The sequence below is a fragment of the Streptomyces pactum genome (assembly GCF_002005225.1).
Lineage (GTDB): Bacteria > Actinomycetota > Actinomycetes > Streptomycetales > Streptomycetaceae > Streptomyces > Streptomyces pactum_A.
The window spans coordinates 1,849,949-1,871,244 of record NZ_CP019724.1 but is presented as its reverse complement, the minus strand read 5'-3'; the positions used below and the strand labels follow the sequence as shown (position 1 = coordinate 1,871,244).

Genomic DNA, 21,296 nt, shown 5'->3' with positions numbered 1-21,296 from the left:
CCCGTTGACCTTCCCCCGTCACCCCCTTACCTTTTCGACGTTCGTAATCACAGATGGTGTTCGGTATGCCGGACGGCTGTGGAGAACAGCCTTCGCCTGCCCGCACCCCCGTCGAGAGGCAGCCCGCATGAGCCGCGCCGACGAAGCGCCCGATCAGCCCGCGGTCCCCGGCCGACGCCTGCTGTTGAAGGGCGCCGCGCTCGCGGGAGCCCTGGCGGCCGTCCCCGCCGTCGCCTCCGCCGTGCCCGCCGTGCCCGGCAAGGCGGCCCCGTACGTGAACCCGCTCGTCCGCAACCGCGCCGACCCGCACATCCGCCGGCACACCGACGGCTTCTACTACTTCACCGCGACGGCCCCCGAGTACGACCGCATCATCCTGCGCCGCTCCCGCACCCTGAACGGCCTCGCGACCGCCCACGAGTCCGTGATCTGGCGCAAGCACGCCACCGGCGACATGGGCGCGCACATCTGGGCGCCGGAGATGCACCGCGTCGGGGGCAAGTGGTACATCTACTTCGCCGCCGCGCCCGCCGAGCGCGTCTGGGACATCCGCATCTGGGTCCTGGAGAACTCCCATCCGAACCCCTTCCGGGGTACCTGGGTCGAGCGGGGCCAGGTGAAGACGGCGTGGGAGACCTTCTCCCTGGACGCCACCACCTTCACCCACCGCGGCACCCGCTACCTCGCCTGGGCCCAGCACGAGCCCGGCATGGACAACAACACCGCGCTGTGGCTGTCGGAGATGGCGAACCCCTGGACGCTGAAGGGCCCGCAGATACGGCTGTCCACGCCCGAGTACGACTGGGAGTGCGTCGGCTTCAAGGTCAACGAGGGCGCGTCGGTCATCGCCCGCAACGGCCGCCTGTTCATGACCTACTCGGCCAGCGCCACCGACGCCAACTACTGCATGGGTCTGCTGACCGCCGACGCGGACGCCGACCCGATGGAACCCGCGAACTGGTCGAAGTCGCCGACCCCCGTCTTCACCAGCAACGACACCACCGGTCAGTACGGTCCCGGGCACAACTGCTTCACCGTCGACCGGGACGGCCGCACCGACGTCCTCGTCTACCACGCCCGCCAGTACAAGGAGATCGACGGCGACCCGCTGAACGACCCCAACCGGCACACCCGCGTCCAGAGACTCGGCTGGAAGCCGGACGGCACCCCGGACTTCGGCGTTCCGGTCGCCGACACGGCGAAGGGACGGGCGTGAGACGCGCTGCCGTCACCACGCTGGTGGCGGCCGTCACGCTGGCCGTCGGCGCCCTGACGGCCGTACCCGCCCAGGCTCGGACCCAGGCGCCGGCACCGGCGCGGGATCAGGCACCGGAGCGTCCCGCCGGTATGGCCGACTGCACCGCCACGGCCTGCCACTTCGACGTTCCGCCGGGCACGTACGACGTGCGGGTGCTGCTCGGCGGCGAGGACGCCGCCCGTACCGCCGTCAGCGGCGAGAGCAGGCGGGCCCTGCTTCCCGAGACCGTCACCGCGGCCGGTGAACGGGTCGCCCGCGGCTTCACCGTGGACGTCCGCACACCCGAGGGCGAGCCCACCGGACCCGACGGCAGCCCGGGCCTGGACCTGGTGATCGGCGGTTCGGCGCCCGCCCTGGCCGGCATCAGGGTGACCCCCGCCCGGCACGCGCGGCAGATCATCCTCGTCGGTGACTCCACGGTCTGCGACCAGCCGGGGGAGCCGTACTCCGGGTGGGGCCAGCGACTGCCGCAGTACCTCGGCAAGGGACTGTCCGTCGCCAACCACGCCGACTCCGGTGACAGCACCGTCAGTTACCTGGCCGACCAGCGGCTGTGGGGCACCGTCCGGACCCGGATCCGCCCCGGGGACCTGGTGCTCGTCCAGCTCGCGCACAACGACAAGACGACCGACGGGGCCACCTACCGGGCCAACCTGGAGACGCTGGTGGCGGGTGTGCGGGAGCGGGGCGGCCGGCCCGTCCTCGTGACGCCCGTCGTGCGCCGCTGGTTCAACGCCGACGGCACCCTGAACAACGGCACCGCCCTGCTCGTCAACGGCCTCGGCGTCGACCATCCGGCCGTCGTCCGCTCGGTCGCCGCCGCCCGGGACGTGCCGCTGGTCGACCTGACCGCGAAGACCAAGGCGCTCGTGGAGTCCCTGGGCGTGGAGGGCTCCAAGGAGCTCTACCTCTACAACGAGAGGCGGGACAACACCCACACCTCCGCGTACGGCGCCACGGTCTACGCGGGCCTGGTCCGGGACGGACTCGTCGCCCAGCGGCTGGTACCGCCCGGCAAGGTGCGGGCGCAGCTCAGCTCTGGAGCCGACTCCGCATCTGCGACAGACGCCGGTCGAAACGGAGGTTGAACCAGGTCAGCCAGCCCATGGCCGCGACCGCGAGGGCGAGGGTCCAGCTCCCGGCGGTGACGGAGCCGTAGACGAACCAGAGGATCGACGTGCCGAAGAAGATGAGGGCCAGGAGCGGGAACGCCCACCAGCGGTTGCGCCGCAGCCGCCGCTGACGGGAGTCGACCAGCGCCGCCAGGGCCTGCCGGCGTCGCGGATCCTCGGGGGGCGGCCCGCCCTTGAGGATCCGCCGTTCCATGGCGGGCACGTCGTCGGGCTGCGCACCGGTGTCCCGCGCGTCGTGCCGACGGCGGCGGCGGACCAGGAACACGACCCAGACACTCATCAGGCCGGCACCGACGAGGGCCGACGGCCATGAGCCGGCCCCGTTGAGGAGCAGTCGGACCACCAGGCCCACGGCCAGTGCGACCAGGCCGATGACCGACAGCCTGTCCCGCCATCGCGGTCCGGAGAACGCGTCGTGCCGCTCTCGTCTCTTCATGTCCACCTCTCGCAGTCGTAGTGGTCACGCCGGGTGCCTGCCCGGGTACCCGCCCCGAGGTCGGGAACACTTCGGCCGGCACCGAAGCAACCGGCCCATAGCGTGCGGGACATGAGCGACACGAACACCGCCACCGCCACCACCGTCACGCCCGCCGACGCCGTCACCGGCATGGTCGACCACGTCCTGGCCCTGGCCGCCACCTGGACCCACTGGGACGGGCGGCCCGCGCACGTCGACGACCGCGTCCACACTCCGCACAAGGCGATCCGGCGCGTCGCCGACCACCTGGTCGACCACCTCGCGGAGCTGGAGGCGCGGTTGGCAGGAGAGGAGACGCAGCCCGACCACTGGCACGCCTCCATGGTCACCACGGACGCGGACCGCGCCCCCTTCACACAGGAGGACCTCGACGAGGCCCGCAGCCGCCTCACCCGGCTCGCCCGGATCTGGGCCAACCGCCTCGACGCGCTCACCGACGAACAGCTCGACCACTCGCCCGGCGAGGGCTGGAGCTTTCGCGAACTCGCCGTGCACCTCACGGAATCCGTGTACTACGCCGACGCGGTGGGTGACCTGTCGTGACCGCCTTCGCCGACCTCCACCGTGCCGGTGAGCCCCTGCTGCTGCCGTGCGCCTGGGACCACGCCTCCGCGCTCGCCCTCGCCGGGCAGGGCTTCCGGGCGGTCGGCACCACCAGCCTGGGGGTCGCGGCGGCGGGCGGGCTGCCCGACGGGGCGTCGGCGACCCGTGACGAGACCCTGCGGCTGGCCCTCACCCTCGGGTCGGCGCCGCTCCTGCTGTCCGTCGACGCGGAGGACGGCTTCAGCGACGACCCCGACGAGGTGGGCGAGTTCGCCCGGCGGTTGACGGCGGTCGGAGCCGTCGGCGTCAACCTCGAGGACACCCTGGGGCCCGCCGACCGGCACGCCGCGAAGATCGCCGCGGTCAAGTCGGCGGCTCCCGGCCTGTTCGTCAACGCCCGAACGGACACGTACTGGCTCGGCGACGGCTACCGTGACGGCGACGGTGACGGACGTGCCAGGGAGACCATGCGGCGACTGGACGCCTACCGCGAGGCCGGCGCCGACGGCGTCTTCGTTCCCGGCCTCACCGATCCCGGCCGGATCGCGGCCCTCGTCGCCCACTTCGACGTTCCCCTCAACGTCCTCTACTCGCCCACCGGTCCCGCCCTGCCGCACCTCGCCGACCTCGGCGTCCGGCGCGTCAGCCTCGGCTCGCTGCTCTACCGGCGGGCGCTGGGCGCCGCCCTGGAGACGGTGGCCGACATCGGCGCGGGCCGGGAAGTGCGGGGCACGGCACCGACGTACGACGAGGTGCGGGCGCTGGGCCGGGGGTCCGCGGAGCCTGGGTAGGCTGGGGGCATGTCGAACGAGTATCCGGCCGCGCCGGGTTCCGACGGGCAGCCCTCCGGCGCCCCGGGTGGTTACGGCGCCCCGGGCGCCCCGGGTGCTCCGGGTGCTCCGGGCGCCCCGGGTGCTCCGGGTGCTCCGGGCGCCCCGGGTGCTCCGGGTGCTCCGGGTGCTCCGGGTGCTCCGGGTGGTTACGGTGCTCCGCCCAGCGCGTACGGCGGCGCCCCCGGCGCGTATGCCGGCGCGCCGCACGCCGGTGTCCCGTACCCCCAAACCCCGTACCCCTATGCCCCGTACGCCCAAGCCCCTTACCCCCACGCCCCCGTGCCGCCGCCGTCCATGCCGGGTAGTGTGCGCGCGGCACGGACCGTGATCTGGGTGATGACGGGTCTGGTGCTGCTGGCCGTGGTGGTCTGGGGAGCCGGCTTCGGTGCCGAGGACGCGGGCCGGCTCTTCGCCACGAACCTGATGGGATGGGCGCTGTTCGTCCTCTCCTTCAGGTACGGCACGGGCGGCAACGGCGTGCGCGTCGCGTCCATCGTGCTGGCGAGCGTGCAGATCGCGTTCTCGCTCGGTGGGATCGCCCAGGGGAACGGGGGCGGCGGCCTCCCGCTGTTCGGCGCGATCGCCGTCGTGGCCCTGCTCAGCCAGAGCGCCGCGGCCCAGTGGTTCAAGCGGCCGCGCGCGGGCGGGCTGCCGTACGGTCAGTGACCGCGGGGGCCGGCCGGCTCCCGGGGCCAGTTCTCCAGCGCCACGTGCAGGGCGTCGACCGCCTTGTCCCAGGACGCCCGTACGTCGCGCGGGGCGCCGAAGCCGCCGGTGGCCTCCAGGGCGCAGTAGCCGTGGAAGGTGGCGCGCAGCAGGCGTACCGCGTCGGTGCGGTCGGGTTCGGCCAGGCCGTAGGCGCGGAGCATGCCGTAGGTGATCTCGGCGGTGCGGCGCAGGGCGGTGGAGCCGGCGACGAGGGACTGGTCGACGCGGATCTGGGTCGCGGCGTAACGGCCGGGGTGGCGCAGGGCGTACGCCCGGTAGGCGCCCGCGAAGGCGGCCAGCGCCTCCTTCCCGGCCCGGCCGGCCACCGCCGCCGCGATCTCGTCGATCAGCTCGCCGCCGGCCAGCAGCGCGACCCGGACGCGCAGGTCCTGGAGGTTCCTGACGTGCGTGTAGAGGCTGGCGTCCTTCACCCCGAAGTGCCGGGCGAGCGCGGAGACGGTGACGCTCTCGAACCCGGTCGCGTCGGCGAGGTCGGCGGCGGCCGCGACGACGCGGTCGGTTGTAAGGCCCGCTCGGGGCATGGGCCACCTTCCAGCTTCCTAGAGCTCCTAGGTTTCATGCTAGGGCAGGCCGGGCGGCAGGCGGGGCTCATCTCCGAGTCGTTAAACGTTCATCTTCTGCCTCGATTCTCCTCACAGCCGCGCACGGCGGCGGTATCCAGGAGGAACTTCATGGAGCACGGACACGGGCACGGGCAGCACCACCACGGACACGCACACCCGCACGACCACGACCACGAGCACCAGGCCGCGCAGCCCCTGCCCGCCGCCTTCGACACCAGCGTCCCCGACGAGGCACTGAGCCCCGAACAGCAGTCGCGCCGCGGCCTGCTGCGCCGTGCGGGCCTGCTCGGCGCCGGACTGGCCGCCGGCAGCGTCCTCGCGCAGACCGCGACCGCCGCCCCCGCACAGGCCGCGGGCAACGGCCGCCGCAGGAAGGGCTTCCTCTGGCTGGCCGGCGACCACCACATCCACACCCAGTACAGCAGTGACGGCAAGTACCGCGTCGTCGACCAGGTCCGCCAGGGCGCCCGGCACGGCATGGACTGGCTGGTCATCACCGACCACGGCAGCGTCACCCACGCCAAGATCGGTGTGGAGAAGGTCAACCCGGACATCCGCGAGGCCCGCGACGCCCACGGGGACACCCTCGTCTTCCAGGGCCTGGAGTGGAACATCCCGGCCGCCGAGCACGGCACCGTCTTCGTCCACCCCGGCCGCCACGAGGTCTCCGTCCTCAAGCAGTTCGAGACGGACTACGACGGCGGGGTGAAGGGCGCAGGCGACTCCACGCCCGCCAACGAGGCGCTCGCCGTCGCCGGCCTCTCCTTCCTCGCCGACCAGGTCAAGCGGCGCAAGGTCAAGGACGCCCTGATGCTCGCCAACCACCCGGCGCGCAAGGGCATCGACTCGCCGCACGAGATCCGCGCCTGGCGCGACGCCACCTCCCGCGGCCACCAGATCGCCGTCGGCTTCGAGGGCGCCCCCGGCCACCAGGCGGCCGGACTGCCCAAGCCGCTCGGCATGGGGCGCGCCCGCGGCATCTACGACGGCAGCCCGGGCGCCAACTCCTTCCCCGGCTACCCGCTGGAGAGCTACCGCACCTGGGGCGGCTTCGACTGGATGACCGCCACCGTCGGCGGCCTGTGGGACAGCCTCATCGCCGAGGGCCGCCCCTGGTGGATCACCGCCAACTCCGACTCCCACCAGGTGTACGCCGACACCGCCGCCCGCGGCGGCGGCGACTTCAAGGCCAACGGCCGCTACGACGACCCGGTCTACGCCGGGCAGATCGACGTCACCCAGGGCGACTTCTGGCCCGGCCAGTACAGCCGCACCCACGTCGGCTCCGACGGCTTCTCCTACGCCGCCGTCATGGACGGCATCCGCGCCGGCCGCATCTGGGTCGACCACGGCCAGCTCGTCAGCGGCCTCGACGTCCGCGTCTCGGGCGGCGGCCGCTGGGCCACGCTCGGCGGCGCCCTGCACGTCCGCAAGGGCACGCGGGTCACCCTGTCCATGGACGTCGCCATGGCCGGCGGCCCCAACTGGGCCGGGTTCACCCCGAAGCTGGCCCGGGTCGACGTCATCCAGGGCGACGTGACCGGCTCGGTCGCCGACCAGGACACCTTCACCGCGCCGACGGCCAGGGTGGTCAAGTCGTACGAGGTGAACAAGGACACCGGCACCGTCCGGCTCACCTACGACCTCGGCCGCGTCGACCGCCCCGTCTACCTCCGCACGCGCGGCACCGACGGCAACCGGTCCGCCGTCGGCGCGCTGGGCGCGAAGGTCGACCCGGCGGGCCCCGCCATCGACGTCGTCGGCGACGCCGACCCGTGGCGCGACCTGTGGTTCTACTCCAACCCGGTGTGGGTCCTGCCGTCGTGACACCGCCCTGCGCGCCGTACGCCATCGGCATCGACACCGACGCGACGACGCTGCGCGAGGCCGATCACCTGCTCCAGGCGTTCGCGGCCGGACTCGACCTCCCCGAGGGCGTCTTCGGCTGCACGCACCTGGTGCGGGACGGGCGTCCGCGCGTCGCCCTGTCGCTGGCCGCCGAGGCGGAGCCGGTCCTGCGCACCGCCCGGGAACGGCTCACCGCACAGGGGTACGGGGTCCGCGAAGGCGCCCCGGACGAGTCCGGCCGCGCCGTCCTCTACCCGGGCGCGGACGCCCTCACCGGCACGCTGACGCTCGCGGAGCTGCTCGCGCGCTCCGCGATCGAGCGGGTGACGGTGCTGGGCACGCCGGACGAACCCGCCCCGGACACCCGGCTGGTCACCCGGGGACACGTCCGTCCGCAGTGGCGCAACGGCCGCCTGGTCCTGGCCGCCATGCCCGCCGCGGGCGGCACCCTGGTGCCCTTCGAGTACCCGGATCCGACACCGTGCTGCGCGGACCACTGACACGTACGTAAGGTGGTCGCCGACCGGACAGGGGGACGCGACGGGGGAGGCGACCGGCATGCGGCGGCGGACGGCGACGGCCCGATGACCCACGAGGCACGGGACGCCGGGCGCGCCGCCGGCCGTTCCCCGAAGGACCCGCGGCCCCTGTGGCGGCAACGGGACTTCGGTGTCTTCTGGGCCGCGCAGACCCTCTCCGTCCTCGGTGACTCCTTCGCGCTGATCGCCCTGCCCCTGCTGGTCCTCGAGGCCACGGGCTCGATCGCGCGGATGGGGCTGCTCACGGCCGTCGGCGGCGCGGCCGCGGTCCTCGCGGCCGTGTTCGCCGGGACCGTGGTCGACCGGGTGGACCGCCGCAGCCTGCTCATCGGCTGCGACCTGGTGCGGATGGTCCTGTACGGGCTGGTCCCCGTCGTGTGGCTGCTCGACCCGCACATCTGGCTGCTCTACGTCGTCCTGCCGGTGTGCGAGGCCGTCGGCATGTTCTTCGCCGTCGGCTACGTCACCGTCGTCCGCGCTCTGGTCGGCACCGAACAGCTCACCGAGGCCAACGGACGGCTCAACGCCACCGCCGCCGCGGCCGGAGTGCTCGGGCCGCTGTGCGCCGGAGTGGTGGCCGCCTGGTCCGGCCCGGCCGCCGCCGTCGGCGTGGACGCGGCCAGCTTCGGCGTCTCGGCGGCCTGCGTCGCCTTCGTCCGCTTCCGGCCCCGCCCCGCCGACGACCAGGGGTCCGAGAAGCGCCCGGGGCTGTGGCAGGACCTGCGCGTGGGAGCGGCCTTCCTCCGCGGGCACCCCGTGCTGCGCGCGCTCACCGTCCTGCTGTGCGGTTTCAGCTTCCTCACCCTCGGCCTCAACGACCTGGTCATCTACCACCTCAAGCACGACCTCGGCCGCGACGACGGCACGGTCGGCACCGTCATGGCGGTCGGCGCCCTCGGCACCATCACCGGCGCGCTGCTGGTGGCCCGCGTGCGCCGCCGGCTCGGCTTCGGCCCCACCTGGACCGGCGCCGTGGCGGTGTGCGGACTGGCCTTCGCCGGGCTGGGCTGGGCCAGCGACGTGCCCGCCGTCGCCCTCCTGAGCGCCGCCTTCCTGGCCTGCGTCGGGATGGCCGGCACCTGCTCGATGTCGCTGCGGCAGGAGGTGACCCCGGAACACCTGCTCGGCCGGGTCACCTCCGCCTTCTGGACCCTCCAGTACTCGGTGGCGCCCATCGGCGCGGCCGTCCTCACCTGGGCGGCGGAACGGCGCGGCACCACACCGGTCGCCCTGGCGGCCGGCACCTGCTGCGTACTCATCGCGGCCGCCGGGCTGTTCACCCCGATCCGCCGGGCCGGCCGCGCCTGAGCAGCCCCTCGCCCGGTGCTCACCCGCACCCGCACGCGCACCCGAACCCGCACGCGCACGTGCACGCGCATCCGCGTCGGCGGTCGTCCGGGAGCGCTGGCGGCGTACGCCCGCGCGGGCGTTCGTGCACCGCGCGTCAGTCCTCCGGCTCGGAGAACACGAACGAGAACTCCGTGGGCTCGGGGTGGAGGAAGTACCGCGGCAGCGGACCCGGCCCGCAGGACTGGGAGCCGATGCCGTGCAGGGCGTGGTCGAGGTTGACCCAGACCGTGTCGCCGGGGGTGAGGTCGGTCAGGTGCCGGGCGGCGTCGAGCTGTTCGGTGCTCCACGGGCGGGCGGTGAACCAGAACTCGGGCTCGGCCTCGGCCCGCAGGCCGCCGATCTCCGCCCACCGCACGTCCGCTCGCGCGCCGTTCTCCTGCGGGCGGACGTAGGGCGTCTGAAGCTCCTCGACGTCCGCGTCCCACAGGAGGTGCCGCGAGGCGGACCTGGTGTCCGGGTAGGCCTCCGTCCCGCCGCCGTACCAGAAGACGACGTTCGTGGACTCGGCGTCCAGCCCGAAGCGGATGCCGAGCCTGGGCAGCGGTACCGTCCACTCGCCGTCCGGCTCGACCGACACGGTCAGCCGCACGGACGTGCCGTCCGAGGTCCAGCGGTACACCGTCCGCAGCCCCGGCTCGCGGCCGGCCGGCGCCACCCGGGTCCGCACGGTCAGTGCCTCGCCGTCCGGCTCGACGGCGTCCAGCCGGTGCCGCATGCGGTGCAGGCCCAGTTCACGCCAGCGGAGCCCGTACCGGGTGTCCGACTGCCAGGCCGCCCCGTCGTCGTTGTCGGTCGGCGCCCGCCACACGTCCAGGCGCAGATCGCGCACCTCCACGCCGAGCAGCGTGCGCACCGCGCCGGTGCGGGCGTCGAAGGAGGCCGGCCCCAGCGTGATCCGGTCCCCCTCGACGACGGGCCGGAGACCGGTCGCCGGGGGCAGGGGGGCCCGCGGGGACACCGTGTGCTGGGCCCAGGCCACCAGGTGTCCCTTCCCGGCCCAGGGGGTGTCCGTCGCGTGCACCGCGCTTATCGACCACTGCACTTCCTCCCCCTTGCCGTCGGGGGCCTCGGGCAGCTCGACCTCCGCCGACCGGCCGGGCGCGAGCGGCGAAACCGCGAGCCGGCTCGCCCCCGTGGGCATGCCGTCCACCTGGTGGCAGAACACGAACTCCAGGTGGGACAGGTCCGCGAAGTCGTACCGGTTCGTCACGCGCACGAAGCGCCCCGCCTCACCGTTCGCGTCGCGGACGGGCTCGATACGCACGGGCTCGATCACCTTCTTGTACTCGGTGAGCCCCGGCGAGGGCGTCCGGTCCGGGAACAGCAGCCCGTCGCAGACGAAGTTGCCGTCGTGCAGTTCCTCCCCGAAGTCACCGCCGTAGGCGTAGCCGAACTCCGGGTGCCTGATGCCGTGGTCGATCCACTCCCAGACGAAGCCGCCCTGGAGCCGGTCGTACGCCTCGAACAGCCTTTGGTAGTCGGCGAGTCCGCCGGGGCCGTTGCCCATGGCGTGCGCGTACTCGCACAGGATGAAGGGGAGTTCGCGGCGGCGGTGCGGGCCCCCGTCCAGGCCCCGGCCGATCCGCTCGACCTCGTCGTGGGAGGCGTACATGCGGGAGTGGACGTCGGTGTCGCGGCAGCTCTGGTCGCCCTCGTAGTGCAGCGGCCGGGACGGGTCCCGCTCACGGACCCACTGGGCCATCGCGGTCAGGCCGCGTCCCGTGCCGGCCTCGTTGCCGAGGGACCACAGCACGATCGACGGGTGGTTCTTGTCCCGCTCGACCATGCGGGCGGCGCGGTCGAGGAGGGCCGGGGTCCAGCGGTCGTCGTCGACGGGGTTGTCCCGCCAGTCCTGTTCGACGAATCCGTGCGTTTCCAGGTCGCACTCGTCGATCACCCACAGGCCGTACTCGTCGCACAGGTCCAGGAAGGCCGGGTGCGGCGGGTAGTGGGAGGTGCGGACCGCGTTGACGTTGTGCCGCTTCATCAGCAGCACGTCCTCGCGCATGGTCTCCAGATCCAGCGCGCGGCCCCGATCCGGGTGCCACTCGTGCCGGTTGACGCCCTTGAAGAGGACCGGCGTGCCGTTGACCTTGATCAGGCCGTCCTCCAGGGCGACGGTGCGGAAGCCGATCCGCAGGCTCACCCGTTCGCCGTCCGTGGCCAGTACGCCGTCGTACAGGGCCGGCGTCTCCGCCGTCCACGGCCGGACGGGGACCGTCACCGTCTCGCCGGTCGCGATGTCGACGTCCAGGGCGGGCACGGTGACCCGGCCGGGCACGTCCGAGTCGACGCGCAGGGTGCCGGTGCCGGCGGTGTGGTCGTAGGAGGCGTGCACGAACAGGTCGCGGGCGGCACCCGCCGGGCGGTGCAGCAGGGTCACGTCCCGGAAGATGCCGGGCAGCCACCACTGGTCCTGGTCCTCCAGGTACGAACCGGCCGACCACTGGTGGACCCGGACCGCGAGCACGTTGCCGGCCAGCTTCAGCAGCGGGCCCACGTCGAACTCGTGCGGCAGCCGGGAGCCCTTGAACTCGCCCAGCCCGGTGCCGTTGAGCCAGACCCGGGCACACGACTCGACCCCGTCGAAGCGCAGCACCGCCCCGCCGTCCGCCGGCCACTCGTCCGGCAGGTCGAAGACGCGGAGGTGGTCCCCGGTCGGGTTCTCGGTGGGGACGCGGGGCGGGTCCACCGGGAAGGGATAGAGGTGGTTGGTGTACGCCGGGGAGCCGAAGGCCCCGTCGCCCTGGAGGACCCAGTGGCCGGGCACCGTCACCTCGGCCCAGGCCCCGGCGTCGTATCCCGGCGCGGCGAACGAGTCGTCCTCGGCGTCGGCGGTCGCGGACAGCCGGAAGCGCCAGCTACCTCCCAGTGGGAGGGACTTCGCGTCCGAGGTGTACCGGGCGCGGGGCGCGAGGGCGCCGCTGCCGGGAGAGACGTCCTCGACGTAGGCGACGGCGGGAGAGGGAGAGGAAGGGGGGGAGGGCGTGGGGGAGAGGCCGGCGGGGGCGCTGCGGGCGGGGCGGGCGGGGCGCGTTGACATGGGGCTCCTGACTCGGTCGTCGGGTGCGGAGGGCGTCGGGTGCGGGAGTTTCGGGGGCACCGGGCGTGGGGTGCGGGCGGGGCGCGCGGAGAGCACCCGGGTTCGGGCCGGGGCCGGCCGAGGGCCGGCCGAGGACCGGGGATGGGGCTCGCGCGCGTCGGGCGTCGGGCTCGGGCGGGTCGGGCACCGGCACGCGAGGTCGGGCATCGGGCGCGCGGGTCGGGCACCGGGGATGTGCCGGTCGGGAAAGGGTGTGCGGGTCGGGTACCGGGGATGTGCCGGTCGGGAAAGGGTGTGCGGGTCGGGTACCGGGGATGTGCCGGTCGGGAAAGGGCGTGCGGGTCGGGACGTCAGCCGAGCGGTGCGGTACGGCGGCCCGGCGCCGGGGCGGCGCGTCTGGGGGTGCCGGGCCGGGGTGCCGGCTCCAGCGCCCCCTCCAGCGCGAACGTCGCCGCGCCGAGACAGACCGGGTCGGTCGGGATCGGGGACAGGACGATCTCGGTGGCCGCCAGCGGGCGGCGCAGCGCGTGCCGGGCGACACACTCGCGCACCGCGTCCAGCAGCGGGTCGCCGAGGGCGGCCGCGACCCAACTGCTCAGCACGACCACCTCGGGGTTGAGGAGGTTGACGAGGGCGGCGATGCCCGCGCCGAGGTGGCGGGCGGTGTACCGGACCACCTCGAGGGCCACCGGATCGCCCGCCGCCGCCGCACGGGCCAGCGCCTCGACGGTGGCCGTCTGGTCCCCGGGGTGCAGCAGCGGACTGCGCGGGCTCAGCTCGCTCAGGTTCCGCATGATCCCGGGCGCCCCGACGTAGGCCTCCACACAGCCGAGGCCGCCGCAGTGGCACGGGCGGCCGTCCAGGACGAGGGTGGTGTGGCCCCACTCGCCCGCGCTGTTGCTCACGCCCCGGTGCAGCCCGCCGCCCAGCACCAGCCCGGCGCCCACCCCGGTGCCGAGGTTGACCACCACCGCGTCCCCGCGCCCGCGCGCCGCCCCCGACCACAGCTCGGCCACCGCACAGGCGCGCAGCGGGTTGTCGAGGTAGAGGGGGTGGCCGAGGTGCCCGGCGAGCAGGTCCAGGAGGGGGACGTCGTGCCAGCCCAGGTTGGCCGCGTACACGGAGACCCCGGCGCCCCGGTCCACCTGGCCCGGCACGCTCACCCCGACGCCGAGCACCCGGGCGTCCTCGGCACCGGCCCGCGCGAGCACCGTGCCGACGGTGGTGGCGACATGCCCGACCACCTGCTCGGGACGGCTCTCACCGGGGTGCAGCTCCGCGTCGGCGCGGGCCAGTACGTTCAGCGCCAGGTCGAACAGCTCGGCCCGGACGTACGTCTCGGCGACGTCCACCCCGACCAGCACGCCGCCCGCCGCGTGGACGGCCACCAGGCCCCGGGGGCGTCCGCCGGCCGAGTCCTCGAAACCGACCTCGGTGACCATGCCGAGGTCGAGCAGCTCACCGACCAGGGTGGCGACCGTGGCGAGACTGAGACCGGTGAGGGACGCCAGCTCCTGCCGGGACGTGGGCGAGCCGGCGATGATCCGGCGCAGCACCTCGTAGCGGTTCGCGGTACGGATGTCCCGGGACGTGCCGCGCTTCATCGAACCCCCAAGTCACCGACGAGCACCGGGCGACGCCAGGCTATGGCGCCGTCCGGGCTTTCTACAAGGGGTGTGCGAAGGGGTTGGGAAAGGCTGCGGAGAGGCGAGACCGTGCAGGAGGTCCGGGGAAGGCGCGCGGCCTCAGCCGGCCAGCACCGCCCGCACGAAGGCGTTGGTGAACTTCCCCGCCGGGTCCAGCGCCTCGGCCAGCGCCCGGAAGTCGTCCAGCCGCGGATAGAGCCGGCGCAACTCGCCCGCCGGCGTCGTGAACACCTTCCCCCAGTGCGGACGTGCCGCGAACGGGGCCAGCGCATCCTCCAGCCGCCGCACCACCGGCAGCACCGCCGCCGTGTCCTCGACCCAGGTGAAGTGCGCGGCCACGGTGTCCCGACCGTACGCCGGGCTCAGCCACTGCTCGTCGGCGGCGACCGTGCGCACCTCGCAGGTCTGCAGCACCGGCGCGAGGACGTCGCGTATCGCGTCCATGGCGCGCAGGGCGGCCAGGGCGTGCTCGCGCGGCATCAGGTACTCCGACTGGAGCTCGGCACCGCTGCTCGGCACGAACTCGGCGCGGAAGTGCGGCAGCCGCTCGTGCCAGGGGCCCGGCACGCCGAACTGCTCGGTGCAGTTGACCGCGGGCATGCCCGGCACCGGGTGCGTCTTCTCGGTGGCCGGCGCGGCGTACGGGAACTCGGGCAGCGGCTGGTCGGTGCGCCGCTTCAGCCACACCTGCCGGAAGCCCGGGGCCCGCCAGTCCGTGAAGAGGCTCACGCTGTACGCCGCCGCCATCACCGTCTCGAACGCCGCCGTGTCCAGTCCGACGAGCGGCAGCTCGGTGAAGACGTGCTGCTCGACCTCGTAGGCCGGCTCCAGGTCGAGGGTGAGCGCGGTCACGACACCCAGCGCGCCGAGTGAGGTCACCGCGCCGTCGAACCGCTCGTCGCCCCGCGCGATCCTCACCGTCGAGCCGTCCGCAGTGACCAGCTCCACCTCGCGCACCACCGACGCCAGCGAGCCGTTGCGCACCCCCGAACCGTGCGTGCCGGTCGCCACCGACCCGGCGACCGAGATGTGCGGCAGCGACGCCATGTTCGGCAGCGCCAGCCCCCGCCCGTGCACCAGCCGGGCCAGCTCCGCGTACCGGACACCGCCGCCCACCCGCACCGTACGGGCCGCCGTGTCGACGTCCACCTCGGCCGGCAGTGCCGCGAGCGAGAGCAGTACGCCCTCGGCGCCCGGCTCGGCGATCTCGTTGAAGGAGTGCCCGCTGCCCAGCACCCGCACCCGCGCGCTGTCCGCCACCAGGGCCCGCAGCGCGTCCGGTGAGTGCGGCCGGAGCAGTTCCTTGGCCGTGTAGGTGATGTTGCCGGCCCAGTTGGTCACGGTGATGTCGCTCATACCGCGGAAACCTACCCGGCGCGCCCGAGGGGGCCCCGCGCGGGAAGCCGCACGGCCGGGGGCATACCGTGAGAAGTCGAACGCCTGAGCCGGGAGGAGACACGGATGGGCAGCCGCACCGCGCTGGTCGAGGATCTTATGGAGCGCTTTCCGCACGTACCGCGGGAAGCCGTCTTCAAGGAGGACCTGCTCCGCGGCGGGGTGGCCTTCGACCCCTCCGCACTCAGTGACAACGAGGACGGCGAGGTCAAGCCGAAGTCGTACTTCATCTTCTCCTTCGACCACGGCACCCTGCCCGAGCTGGGCGAGGCCGCGCTGCGCCGCCCGCCCGAGGAGATCATCCTCACCGGCGGCCCCTACGACCTGCGCCGCACCGTCGTGTCGGTCCGCGTGAACCCGGCGTCCCCCTACCGGGTCGCCGCCGACGAGCACGGTCAGCTCGGTCTCTACCTGGACGGCAAGCGCATCTCGGACGTCGGTGTGCCCCCCATGCCGGAGTACTACCGGCACACCCTGTCCAACGGGAAGTCGGTCATGGAGGTGGCGCCCACCATCCAGTGGGGCTACCTGATCTACCTGACCGTCTTCCGGGTCTGCCAGTACTTCGGCGCCAAGGAGGAGTGCCAGTACTGCGACATCAACCACAACTGGCGCCAGCACAAGGCCGCCGGGCGGCCGTACACCGGCGTCAAGGACGTGGAGGAGGTGCTGGAGGCCCTGGAGATCATCGACCGGTACGACACGGCGAAGGCCTCCACCGCCTACACCCTCACCGGCGGCGCGATCACCAAGACCGTCTCCGGGCGGGACGAGGCCGACTTCTACGGCCACTACGCCAAGGCCATCGAGGAGCGCTTCCCCGGCCGCTGGATCGGCAAGGTCGTCGCCCAGGCGCTGCCCAAGCCGGACGTCCAGCGCTTCAAGGACTACGGCGTGCAGATCTACCACCCCAACTTCGAGGTGTGGGACGAGTACCTGTTCAAGATGTACTGCCCCGGCAAGGAGCGCTACGTCGGCCGCGACGAGTGGCACAAGCGCATCCTGGACTCCGCCGACGTCTTCGGCGCGCGCAACGTCATCCCGAACTTCGTCGCGGGCGTCGAGATGGCCGAGCCCTTCGGCTTCAAGACGGTCGACGAGGCGATCGCGTCCACCACCGAGGGCCTGCGCTTCTTCATGTCGCACGGCATCACGCCCCGCTTCACCACCTGGTGCCCCGAGCCCACCACGCCGCTCGGCAAGGCCAACCCGCAGGGCGCGCCGCTGGAGTACCACATCCGGCTGCTGGAGGCCTACCGCGCCACCATGGACGAGTTCGGCCTGGCCTCGCCCCCCGGCTACGGCCTGCCCGGCGCCGGCCGCGCGGTCTTCTCGGTCAGCTCCTTCATGGACAGCCTGCCCGAGGACGCGGCCGTCGAGGTGTGAGCCGAAGGGGGAGCCGGCGGGTCGCGCACCGGACCCGCCGGTGCTGAGCACGGCGCTTGTCAGTCGTGCCGAAGACGTGCGAAGCTCTGCGCCTGCCGCGAGACCCGGCCGCCAACTCCTCCGTCCGTGCGGCGAGTTGTCCTCGCCCGTGGATGCAGGAGTCCGATGCCCGACCTGCCGAGCCCCCAGGACGCCGCCGAGGCCGCGCTGCTCGACGAGTGCTGGGACACGGTGCTCTCCTACGCCGATCTGTGTACGACGGGTTCCCGGGCGGCCGTCCGGCTCGCCGCCGAGGCGTTCGCCCACGGCATGCGCGAGGTCCGCGCCGCCGACGCGACCGCGGCGCGCGGCACCGTCCGCCGCCTGCCCCGCATCCCCCTGCTCCTGACCGCCGTACGCACCACCGCGGCCGCCTGGGAGGACGACGGGCGGGGCCACGAACTCGACTCCGGACTGCGGCTGTGGCTGGGCTCCGCCCAGGCCGCCCGCTACGCCGGACCGCCGCCGCGCCGCCCGCTGGCGCTGCGCGGCCTCAAGGACATGCAGCCACCGGACGCGGAACTGCTGTGGCTGGCCGACGTGGAGGCCCTGCCCCTGTCCGTGGTGGCCCGCCGTCTCGGCCTCGATCCGGCCACCGCGTCCGACGAACTCGCCCAAGTGCGGGACCTGTTCCGCGACCGCTGCCGGCGGGGCCACCTCGACGCACCGCTGGACGCGCGGTGCCGCGGCTACGCCCGGCTGCTGGACGCGGTCACCAGGTCGTCCGCCGCCGACGTGCCCGACGACCTCTCCCGCCACCTCGCCACCTGCCCCGACTGCGCCGAGGCCGCCGCCTGTCTGCGTACGAACGGCGGCGGACCGCCCGCGGCCCTCGCCGCCGGGGTGATCGGCTGGGGCGGTCTCGCCTACCTGGAGCGCCGCCGCCGCGCCGCCGATGTACGACTCGGTGCCGGGCGCCCGGCAACGGCCGACGACGACCGCGCCGACGCGCCGCCGGACGGCGGCCACCGGGCCCGCGTCGTCCGCGGCGGCCTCCTGGCCACCGCCGTCCTGGTGTCCCTGGTGGCGCTCACCGTCTCCCTCATGCCCTTCGGCGACACGGCCGAGGACGGCGCGGCGTCCGCCGGCACCGTGGACCGCCGCCCCGTCGCCGTCCCGGACCCCGTACTGCCGCCGGCCGGCCCGCGGCCGTCGCACACCTCACCGCCGACCGCCGGCACCACGGCCGCCGCGCCCGCCAGGACGCCGCGGACGGACCCCGACCCGGAACCCCAGGGCACCGCCACGCCCACCCCGAGCACCGAGGACCCGCCGGAACGCGGCCGGGACGGGCCCCCGGCTCCGGAGCCCTCCGCGACCGGCCCGGCCGCCTGCCGCGTCCGCTACGACCTCGTCAACCAGTGGCCCGACGGCTTCCAGGCCACGGTCACCGTCACCTCCGCCGACGCCCTCGACTCCTGGCGCGTCGCCTGGACCTTCCCCGACGGCCAGCGGATCGGCCAGATGTGGGACGCGAGCCACGCCCAGAGCGGCCCCCGGGTCACCGCCACCGCCGCCGAGTACAACGGCTCCGTCCCCGCGGGCGGCCGCCTCGCCTTCGGCTTCCTCGCCTCCTGGCGCGGCAAGAACTCCCCGCCGTACGACTTCACCCTGAACGGCCGGGCGTGCGAACGGGCCTGACGCCCCGGGCCCGGAAAAGGCGTTGACGCACCGCGGTACCGACGGGCTACTGTGGCGGCACGTCACGCGGTGATCACCGCGGGGCGAAGAGCGCAGGAGTGAGGAGGTGTCGACCGATGGCTGTCGTTGCGAAGGGCGCTGCCCGCATCCAGGAGTCCATCAAGTCCACCTCCGCGGCCACCGGCTGACCTCGGCCTTCCCGAGTCCTTCCGCCGGGGCCGCCCCCCGAAGGGTCACCCCTTGTCTTCCACGTCTTCCAGCTCCGTCTTCACCGCTCACTCCGCCCTGACTCCCCACGGCTGGGACGAGGACTGGGCCGACGCGTTCACCCCGTACGCCGACGAGGGACTGCTGCCCGGCCGTGTGGTCCGGGTCGACCGCGGGCAGTGCGACGTCGTCACCGCCGGCGGAGTCCTGCGGGCCGACACCGCCTTCGTCACCCCGCACGACCCCCTGCGCGTCGTCTGCACCGGCGACTGGGTCGCCGTCGAACCGGACGGCAACCCGCGCTACGTACGGACATGCCTGCCGCGCCGTACGGCCTTCGTGCGCTCCACCTCCTCCAAGCGGTCCGAGGGGCAGATCCTCGCGGCCAACGTCGACCACGCGATCGTCGCCGTGTCGCTCGCGGCCGAGCTGGACCTCGCCCGGATCGAACGCTTCCTGGCGCTCGCCTGGGAGTCCGGCGCGCAGCCCCTGGTCGTGCTCACCAAGGCCGACCTCGTCCCCGACCCGGTGACCCTGGGCCACCTCGTCCAGGACGTGCAGACCGCCGCCCCCGGCGTGCCGGTGCTGTCCGTCAGCGCCGAGCGGGGGGAGGGACTCGACGTCCTCGCCGCCGTCGTCACCGGCGGTACGGCGGTGCTGCTCGGACAGTCCGGCGCGGGCAAGTCCACCCTCGCCAACGCACTGCTCGGCGAGGACGTCATGGACGTCCGGTCCACCCGGGACGTCGACGGCAAGGGCCGGCACACCACCACCACCCGCAACCTCCTCGTGATGCCCGGCGGGGGAGTACTGATCGACACCCCCGGACTGCGGGGCGTCGGACTCTGGGACGCGAGCAGCGGGGTCGGCCAGGTGTTCGCCGAGATCGAGGAGCTGGGCCGGGACTGCCGGTTCCACGACTGCGCCCACGAGAGCGAGCCGGGCTGCGCCGTCCTCGCCGCCATCGACACCGGCGAACTGCCCGAGCGGCGGCTGGAGAGCTACCGCAAGCTGATGCGGGAGAACCAGCGCATCGTCGCCAAGACCGACGCCCGGGTGCGCGCCGAGATGCGCAAGGAGTGGAAGCGGCGGGGCGCCATCGGCAAGGCGGCGATGGAGGCCAAGCGGGGCCGCGTGCGGTAGCCGGCAGCGCCGTGTCCGATTTCCGCCAGCCCGGTCCTCCGGTCTGGCGGAGACTGGACGGCGTGATGGGGAACGGGACGCGGCCCGCGGAGCACCGGGCGCACGAGGACAGCAGGTACGAGGCCGTACGCAGCCGGGACGGCCGGTTCGACGGCGCGTTCTTCTTCGCCGTCGAGACGACCGGTATCTACTGCCGGCCAAGCTGCCCGGCCATCACGCCGAAGCGGCACAACGTGCGGTTCTTCGCGACGGCCGCCGCCGCGCAGGGCTCGGGGTTCCGGGCCTGCCGGCGGTGCCGTCCGGACGCCGTGCCGGGCTCGGCGGACTGGAACGTCCGCGCCGACGTCGTCGGCCGGGCCATGCGGCTCATCGGCGACGGCGTCGTCGACCGCGAGGGCGTCGCCGGACTCGCCGGGCGGCTCGGCTACAGCGCCCGCCAGGTACAGCGGCAGCTCACCGCCGAACTCGGCGCCGGGCCGGTGGCCCTGGCCCGCGCCCAGCGGGCGCACACCGCGCGCGTCCTGCTGCAGACCACCGGCCTGCCGGTCACGGAGATCGCCTTCGCGTCGGGGTTCGCCAGTGTGCGGCAGTTCAACGACACCATCCGGGCCGTGTACGCGGCCACCCCGAGCGAGCTGCGCGCCGCCGCCCCCGCCCGGGACCGGGCGGGCTCCCGGCGCGCGGCCACCCCGTCCGCCGGCATCCCCCTCCGGCTCGCCCACCGGGGCCCCTACCAGGCCGGCCCCGTCTTCGACCTGCTCCAGCACGAGGCGGTGGCCGGCGTCGAGGAGGTGAGCGGCCCGCCCGGCCGCCGCGTCTACCGCCGCACCCTGCGCCTGCCGTACGGCACCGGGATCGTCGCCGTCGACGAACGGCCGGGTTCGCCCGCCACGGGCAGCGGCGGCTGGCTCGACGCCCGCCTCCACCTCACCGACCTGCGCGACCTGACCACGTCCGTACAGCGGCTGCGGCGGCTGTTCGACCTGGACGCCGACCCGTACGCCGTGGACGAGCGGCTCGGTGCCGACCCCCGCCTCGCCCCGCTGGTCGCCGCCCGCCCCGGGCTGCGCTCACCGGGCGCCGCGGACCCCGACGAACTCGCCGTACGGGCCCTGACCGGACGGACGGAGGCCGAGCGGCTGGTCCGGCGCCACGGCAAGACGCTGGACGCTCCCTGCGGCACCCTTACCCACCTCTTCCCCGAACCGGCCGTCCTCGCCGGGGCCGAGCCGGACGGCGCCCCGGGCCGGCTCGCCGCCGCCCTCGCAGGCGGCGCCGTGCGCCTCGACCCGGGCGCCGACCGGGACGACGCCGAACGCGCGCTGCTCGCCGTGCCCGGCGTGGACCCCCGTACGGCCGCCGTCGTCCGCACCCGCGCCCTCGGCGACCCGGACGTCGCCCCGCCCAACCCGGCCGTACCCGACACCTGGCGCCCCTGGCGCTCCTACGCCCTGAACCACCTGCGCGCAGCGGGAGAATGGGAGCAGCACCGATGAAGACCCCGACCACCACCACGCCCTCT

The 21,296-nt window shown here is 74.1% G+C and carries 17 protein-coding genes; 12 read left to right on the top strand and 5 right to left on the bottom strand.

What is annotated here, in order from left to right:
- Nucleotides 1-127 precede the first annotated feature (127 nt).
- Both B1H29_RS07730 and B1H29_RS07725 read left to right on the top strand, forming a co-directional pair.
- Entirely contained in the window at nucleotides 128-1,216 is a 1,089-nt protein-coding gene (locus B1H29_RS07730; RefSeq protein ID WP_055419535.1) for a glycoside hydrolase family 43 protein, read from the top strand.
- A complete protein-coding gene (locus B1H29_RS07725; protein WP_079160078.1) occupies nucleotides 1,213-2,346 on the top strand; it encodes a rhamnogalacturonan acetylesterase in 1,134 nt (377 codons plus the stop codon). Before B1H29_RS07730 ends, B1H29_RS07725 begins: the two co-directional genes overlap by 4 nt.
- Here the strand turns inward: B1H29_RS07725 and B1H29_RS07720 are convergent.
- On the bottom strand, nucleotides 2,291-2,827 hold the full coding sequence (locus tag B1H29_RS07720) for a hypothetical protein (RefSeq protein ID WP_055419534.1): 537 nt from the start codon (nucleotides 2,825-2,827) through the stop codon (nucleotides 2,291-2,293). The genes B1H29_RS07725 and B1H29_RS07720 overlap by 56 nt on opposite strands.
- Nucleotides 2,828-2,938: 111 nt before the next feature.
- On the opposite strand from B1H29_RS07720, the gene B1H29_RS07715 reads away from it, so the two are divergent.
- From B1H29_RS07715 to B1H29_RS07700, 3 genes are all read left to right on the top strand, one after another.
- Nucleotides 2,939-3,412 (top strand): hypothetical protein, encoded by a 474-nt coding sequence (locus B1H29_RS07715; RefSeq protein ID WP_055419533.1) that lies wholly within the window; start codon nucleotides 2,939-2,941, stop codon nucleotides 3,410-3,412.
- Nucleotides 3,409-4,203, top strand: coding sequence for an isocitrate lyase/PEP mutase family protein (locus B1H29_RS07710; RefSeq protein ID WP_055419532.1), 795 nt, complete (start codon nucleotides 3,409-3,411; stop codon nucleotides 4,201-4,203). Before B1H29_RS07715 ends, B1H29_RS07710 begins: the two co-directional genes overlap by 4 nt.
- A 375-nt stretch (nucleotides 4,204-4,578) precedes the next feature.
- The gene (locus B1H29_RS07700; RefSeq protein WP_159027793.1) at nucleotides 4,579-4,911 is read left to right on the top strand and encodes a hypothetical protein; all 333 of its coding nucleotides are present in this window, start codon (nucleotides 4,579-4,581) and stop codon (nucleotides 4,909-4,911) included.
- On the opposite strand, the gene B1H29_RS07695 is transcribed toward B1H29_RS07700, so the two are convergent.
- A complete protein-coding gene (locus tag B1H29_RS07695; protein ID WP_055419530.1) occupies nucleotides 4,905-5,495 on the bottom strand; it encodes a TetR/AcrR family transcriptional regulator in 591 nt (196 codons plus the stop codon). The two genes, B1H29_RS07700 and B1H29_RS07695, sit on opposite strands and share 7 nt — an antisense overlap.
- A 150-nt stretch (nucleotides 5,496-5,645) precedes the next feature.
- On the opposite strand from B1H29_RS07695, the gene B1H29_RS07690 reads away from it, so the two are divergent.
- From B1H29_RS07690 to B1H29_RS07680, 3 genes are all read left to right on the top strand, one after another.
- Nucleotides 5,646-7,364, top strand: a complete 1,719-nt coding sequence (locus tag B1H29_RS07690; RefSeq protein ID WP_055419529.1) for a PHP domain-containing protein — start codon at nucleotides 5,646-5,648, stop codon at nucleotides 7,362-7,364.
- Entirely contained in the window at nucleotides 7,361-7,885 is a 525-nt protein-coding gene (locus B1H29_RS07685) for a hypothetical protein (RefSeq protein WP_055419528.1), read from the top strand. The genes B1H29_RS07690 and B1H29_RS07685 overlap by 4 nt, the downstream gene beginning before the upstream one ends.
- Nucleotides 7,886-7,969: 84 nt before the next feature.
- Complete coding sequence (locus tag B1H29_RS07680; protein ID WP_055419951.1) at nucleotides 7,970-9,232, top strand: MFS transporter; 1,263 nt, start codon at nucleotides 7,970-7,972, stop codon at nucleotides 9,230-9,232.
- Between the two features lie 136 nt (nucleotides 9,233-9,368).
- Here the strand turns inward: B1H29_RS07680 and B1H29_RS07675 are convergent, their stop codons facing one another.
- From B1H29_RS07675 to B1H29_RS07665, 3 genes are all read right to left on the bottom strand, one after another.
- Nucleotides 9,369-12,317 (bottom strand): glycoside hydrolase family 2 TIM barrel-domain containing protein, encoded by a 2,949-nt coding sequence (locus B1H29_RS07675; RefSeq protein ID WP_079160075.1) that lies wholly within the window; start codon nucleotides 12,315-12,317, stop codon nucleotides 9,369-9,371.
- A 350-nt stretch (nucleotides 12,318-12,667) separates the two neighbouring features.
- A complete protein-coding gene (locus B1H29_RS07670; RefSeq protein WP_055419527.1) occupies nucleotides 12,668-13,921 on the bottom strand; it encodes an ROK family transcriptional regulator in 1,254 nt (417 codons plus the stop codon).
- 141 nt (nucleotides 13,922-14,062) lie between these two features.
- Complete coding sequence (locus B1H29_RS07665; RefSeq protein ID WP_055419526.1) at nucleotides 14,063-15,319, bottom strand: FAD-binding protein; 1,257 nt, start codon at nucleotides 15,317-15,319, stop codon at nucleotides 14,063-14,065.
- Nucleotides 15,320-15,424: 105 nt separating this feature from the next.
- On the opposite strand from B1H29_RS07665, the gene B1H29_RS07660 reads away from it, so the two are divergent.
- From B1H29_RS07660 to B1H29_RS07645, 4 genes are all read left to right on the top strand, one after another.
- On the top strand, nucleotides 15,425-16,744 hold the full coding sequence (locus tag B1H29_RS07660; protein ID WP_055419525.1) for a radical SAM protein: 1,320 nt from the start codon (nucleotides 15,425-15,427) through the stop codon (nucleotides 16,742-16,744).
- 165 nt (nucleotides 16,745-16,909) lie between these two features.
- Nucleotides 16,910-18,424 (top strand): cellulose-binding domain-containing protein, encoded by a 1,515-nt coding sequence (locus B1H29_RS07655; RefSeq protein WP_055419524.1) that lies wholly within the window; start codon nucleotides 16,910-16,912, stop codon nucleotides 18,422-18,424.
- 240 nt (nucleotides 18,425-18,664) lie between these two features.
- Nucleotides 18,665-19,774, top strand: a complete 1,110-nt coding sequence (gene rsgA, locus B1H29_RS07650; protein WP_055419523.1) for a ribosome small subunit-dependent GTPase A — start codon at nucleotides 18,665-18,667, stop codon at nucleotides 19,772-19,774.
- Nucleotides 19,775-19,839: 65 nt separating this feature from the next.
- A complete protein-coding gene (locus B1H29_RS07645; RefSeq protein ID WP_055419522.1) occupies nucleotides 19,840-21,270 on the top strand; it encodes a bifunctional transcriptional activator/DNA repair enzyme AdaA in 1,431 nt (476 codons plus the stop codon).
- Nucleotides 21,271-21,296: the final 26 nt, after the last annotated feature.

Excerpts from the sequence above, each read along its gene's own strand:
- B1H29_RS07715 (WP_055419533.1), top strand. The coding sequence starts at position 2,939 with ATGAGCGACACGAACACCGCCACCGCCACCACCGTCACGCCCGCCGAC.
- B1H29_RS07655 (WP_055419524.1), top strand. The coding sequence starts at position 16,910 with ATGCCCGACCTGCCGAGCCCCCAGGACGCCGCCGAGGCCGCGCTGCTC.
- B1H29_RS07680 (WP_055419951.1), top strand. The coding sequence starts at position 7,970 with ATGACCCACGAGGCACGGGACGCCGGGCGCGCCGCCGGCCGTTCCCCG.
- B1H29_RS07690 (WP_055419529.1), top strand. The coding sequence starts at position 5,646 with ATGGAGCACGGACACGGGCACGGGCAGCACCACCACGGACACGCACAC.
- B1H29_RS07730 (WP_055419535.1), top strand. The coding sequence starts at position 128 with ATGAGCCGCGCCGACGAAGCGCCCGATCAGCCCGCGGTCCCCGGCCGA.
- B1H29_RS07695 (WP_055419530.1), bottom strand. The coding sequence starts at position 5,495 with ATGCCCCGAGCGGGCCTTACAACCGACCGCGTCGTCGCGGCCGCCGCC.
- B1H29_RS07720 (WP_055419534.1), bottom strand. The coding sequence starts at position 2,827 with ATGAAGAGACGAGAGCGGCACGACGCGTTCTCCGGACCGCGATGGCGG.
- B1H29_RS07665 (WP_055419526.1), bottom strand. The coding sequence starts at position 15,319 with ATGAGCGACATCACCGTGACCAACTGGGCCGGCAACATCACCTACACG.
- B1H29_RS07675 (WP_079160075.1), bottom strand. The coding sequence starts at position 12,317 with ATGTCAACGCGCCCCGCCCGCCCCGCCCGCAGCGCCCCCGCCGGCCTC.
- B1H29_RS07645 (WP_055419522.1), top strand. The coding sequence starts at position 19,840 with ATGGGGAACGGGACGCGGCCCGCGGAGCACCGGGCGCACGAGGACAGC.
- B1H29_RS07670 (WP_055419527.1), bottom strand. The coding sequence starts at position 13,921 with ATGAAGCGCGGCACGTCCCGGGACATCCGTACCGCGAACCGCTACGAG.
- B1H29_RS07660 (WP_055419525.1), top strand. The coding sequence starts at position 15,425 with ATGGGCAGCCGCACCGCGCTGGTCGAGGATCTTATGGAGCGCTTTCCG.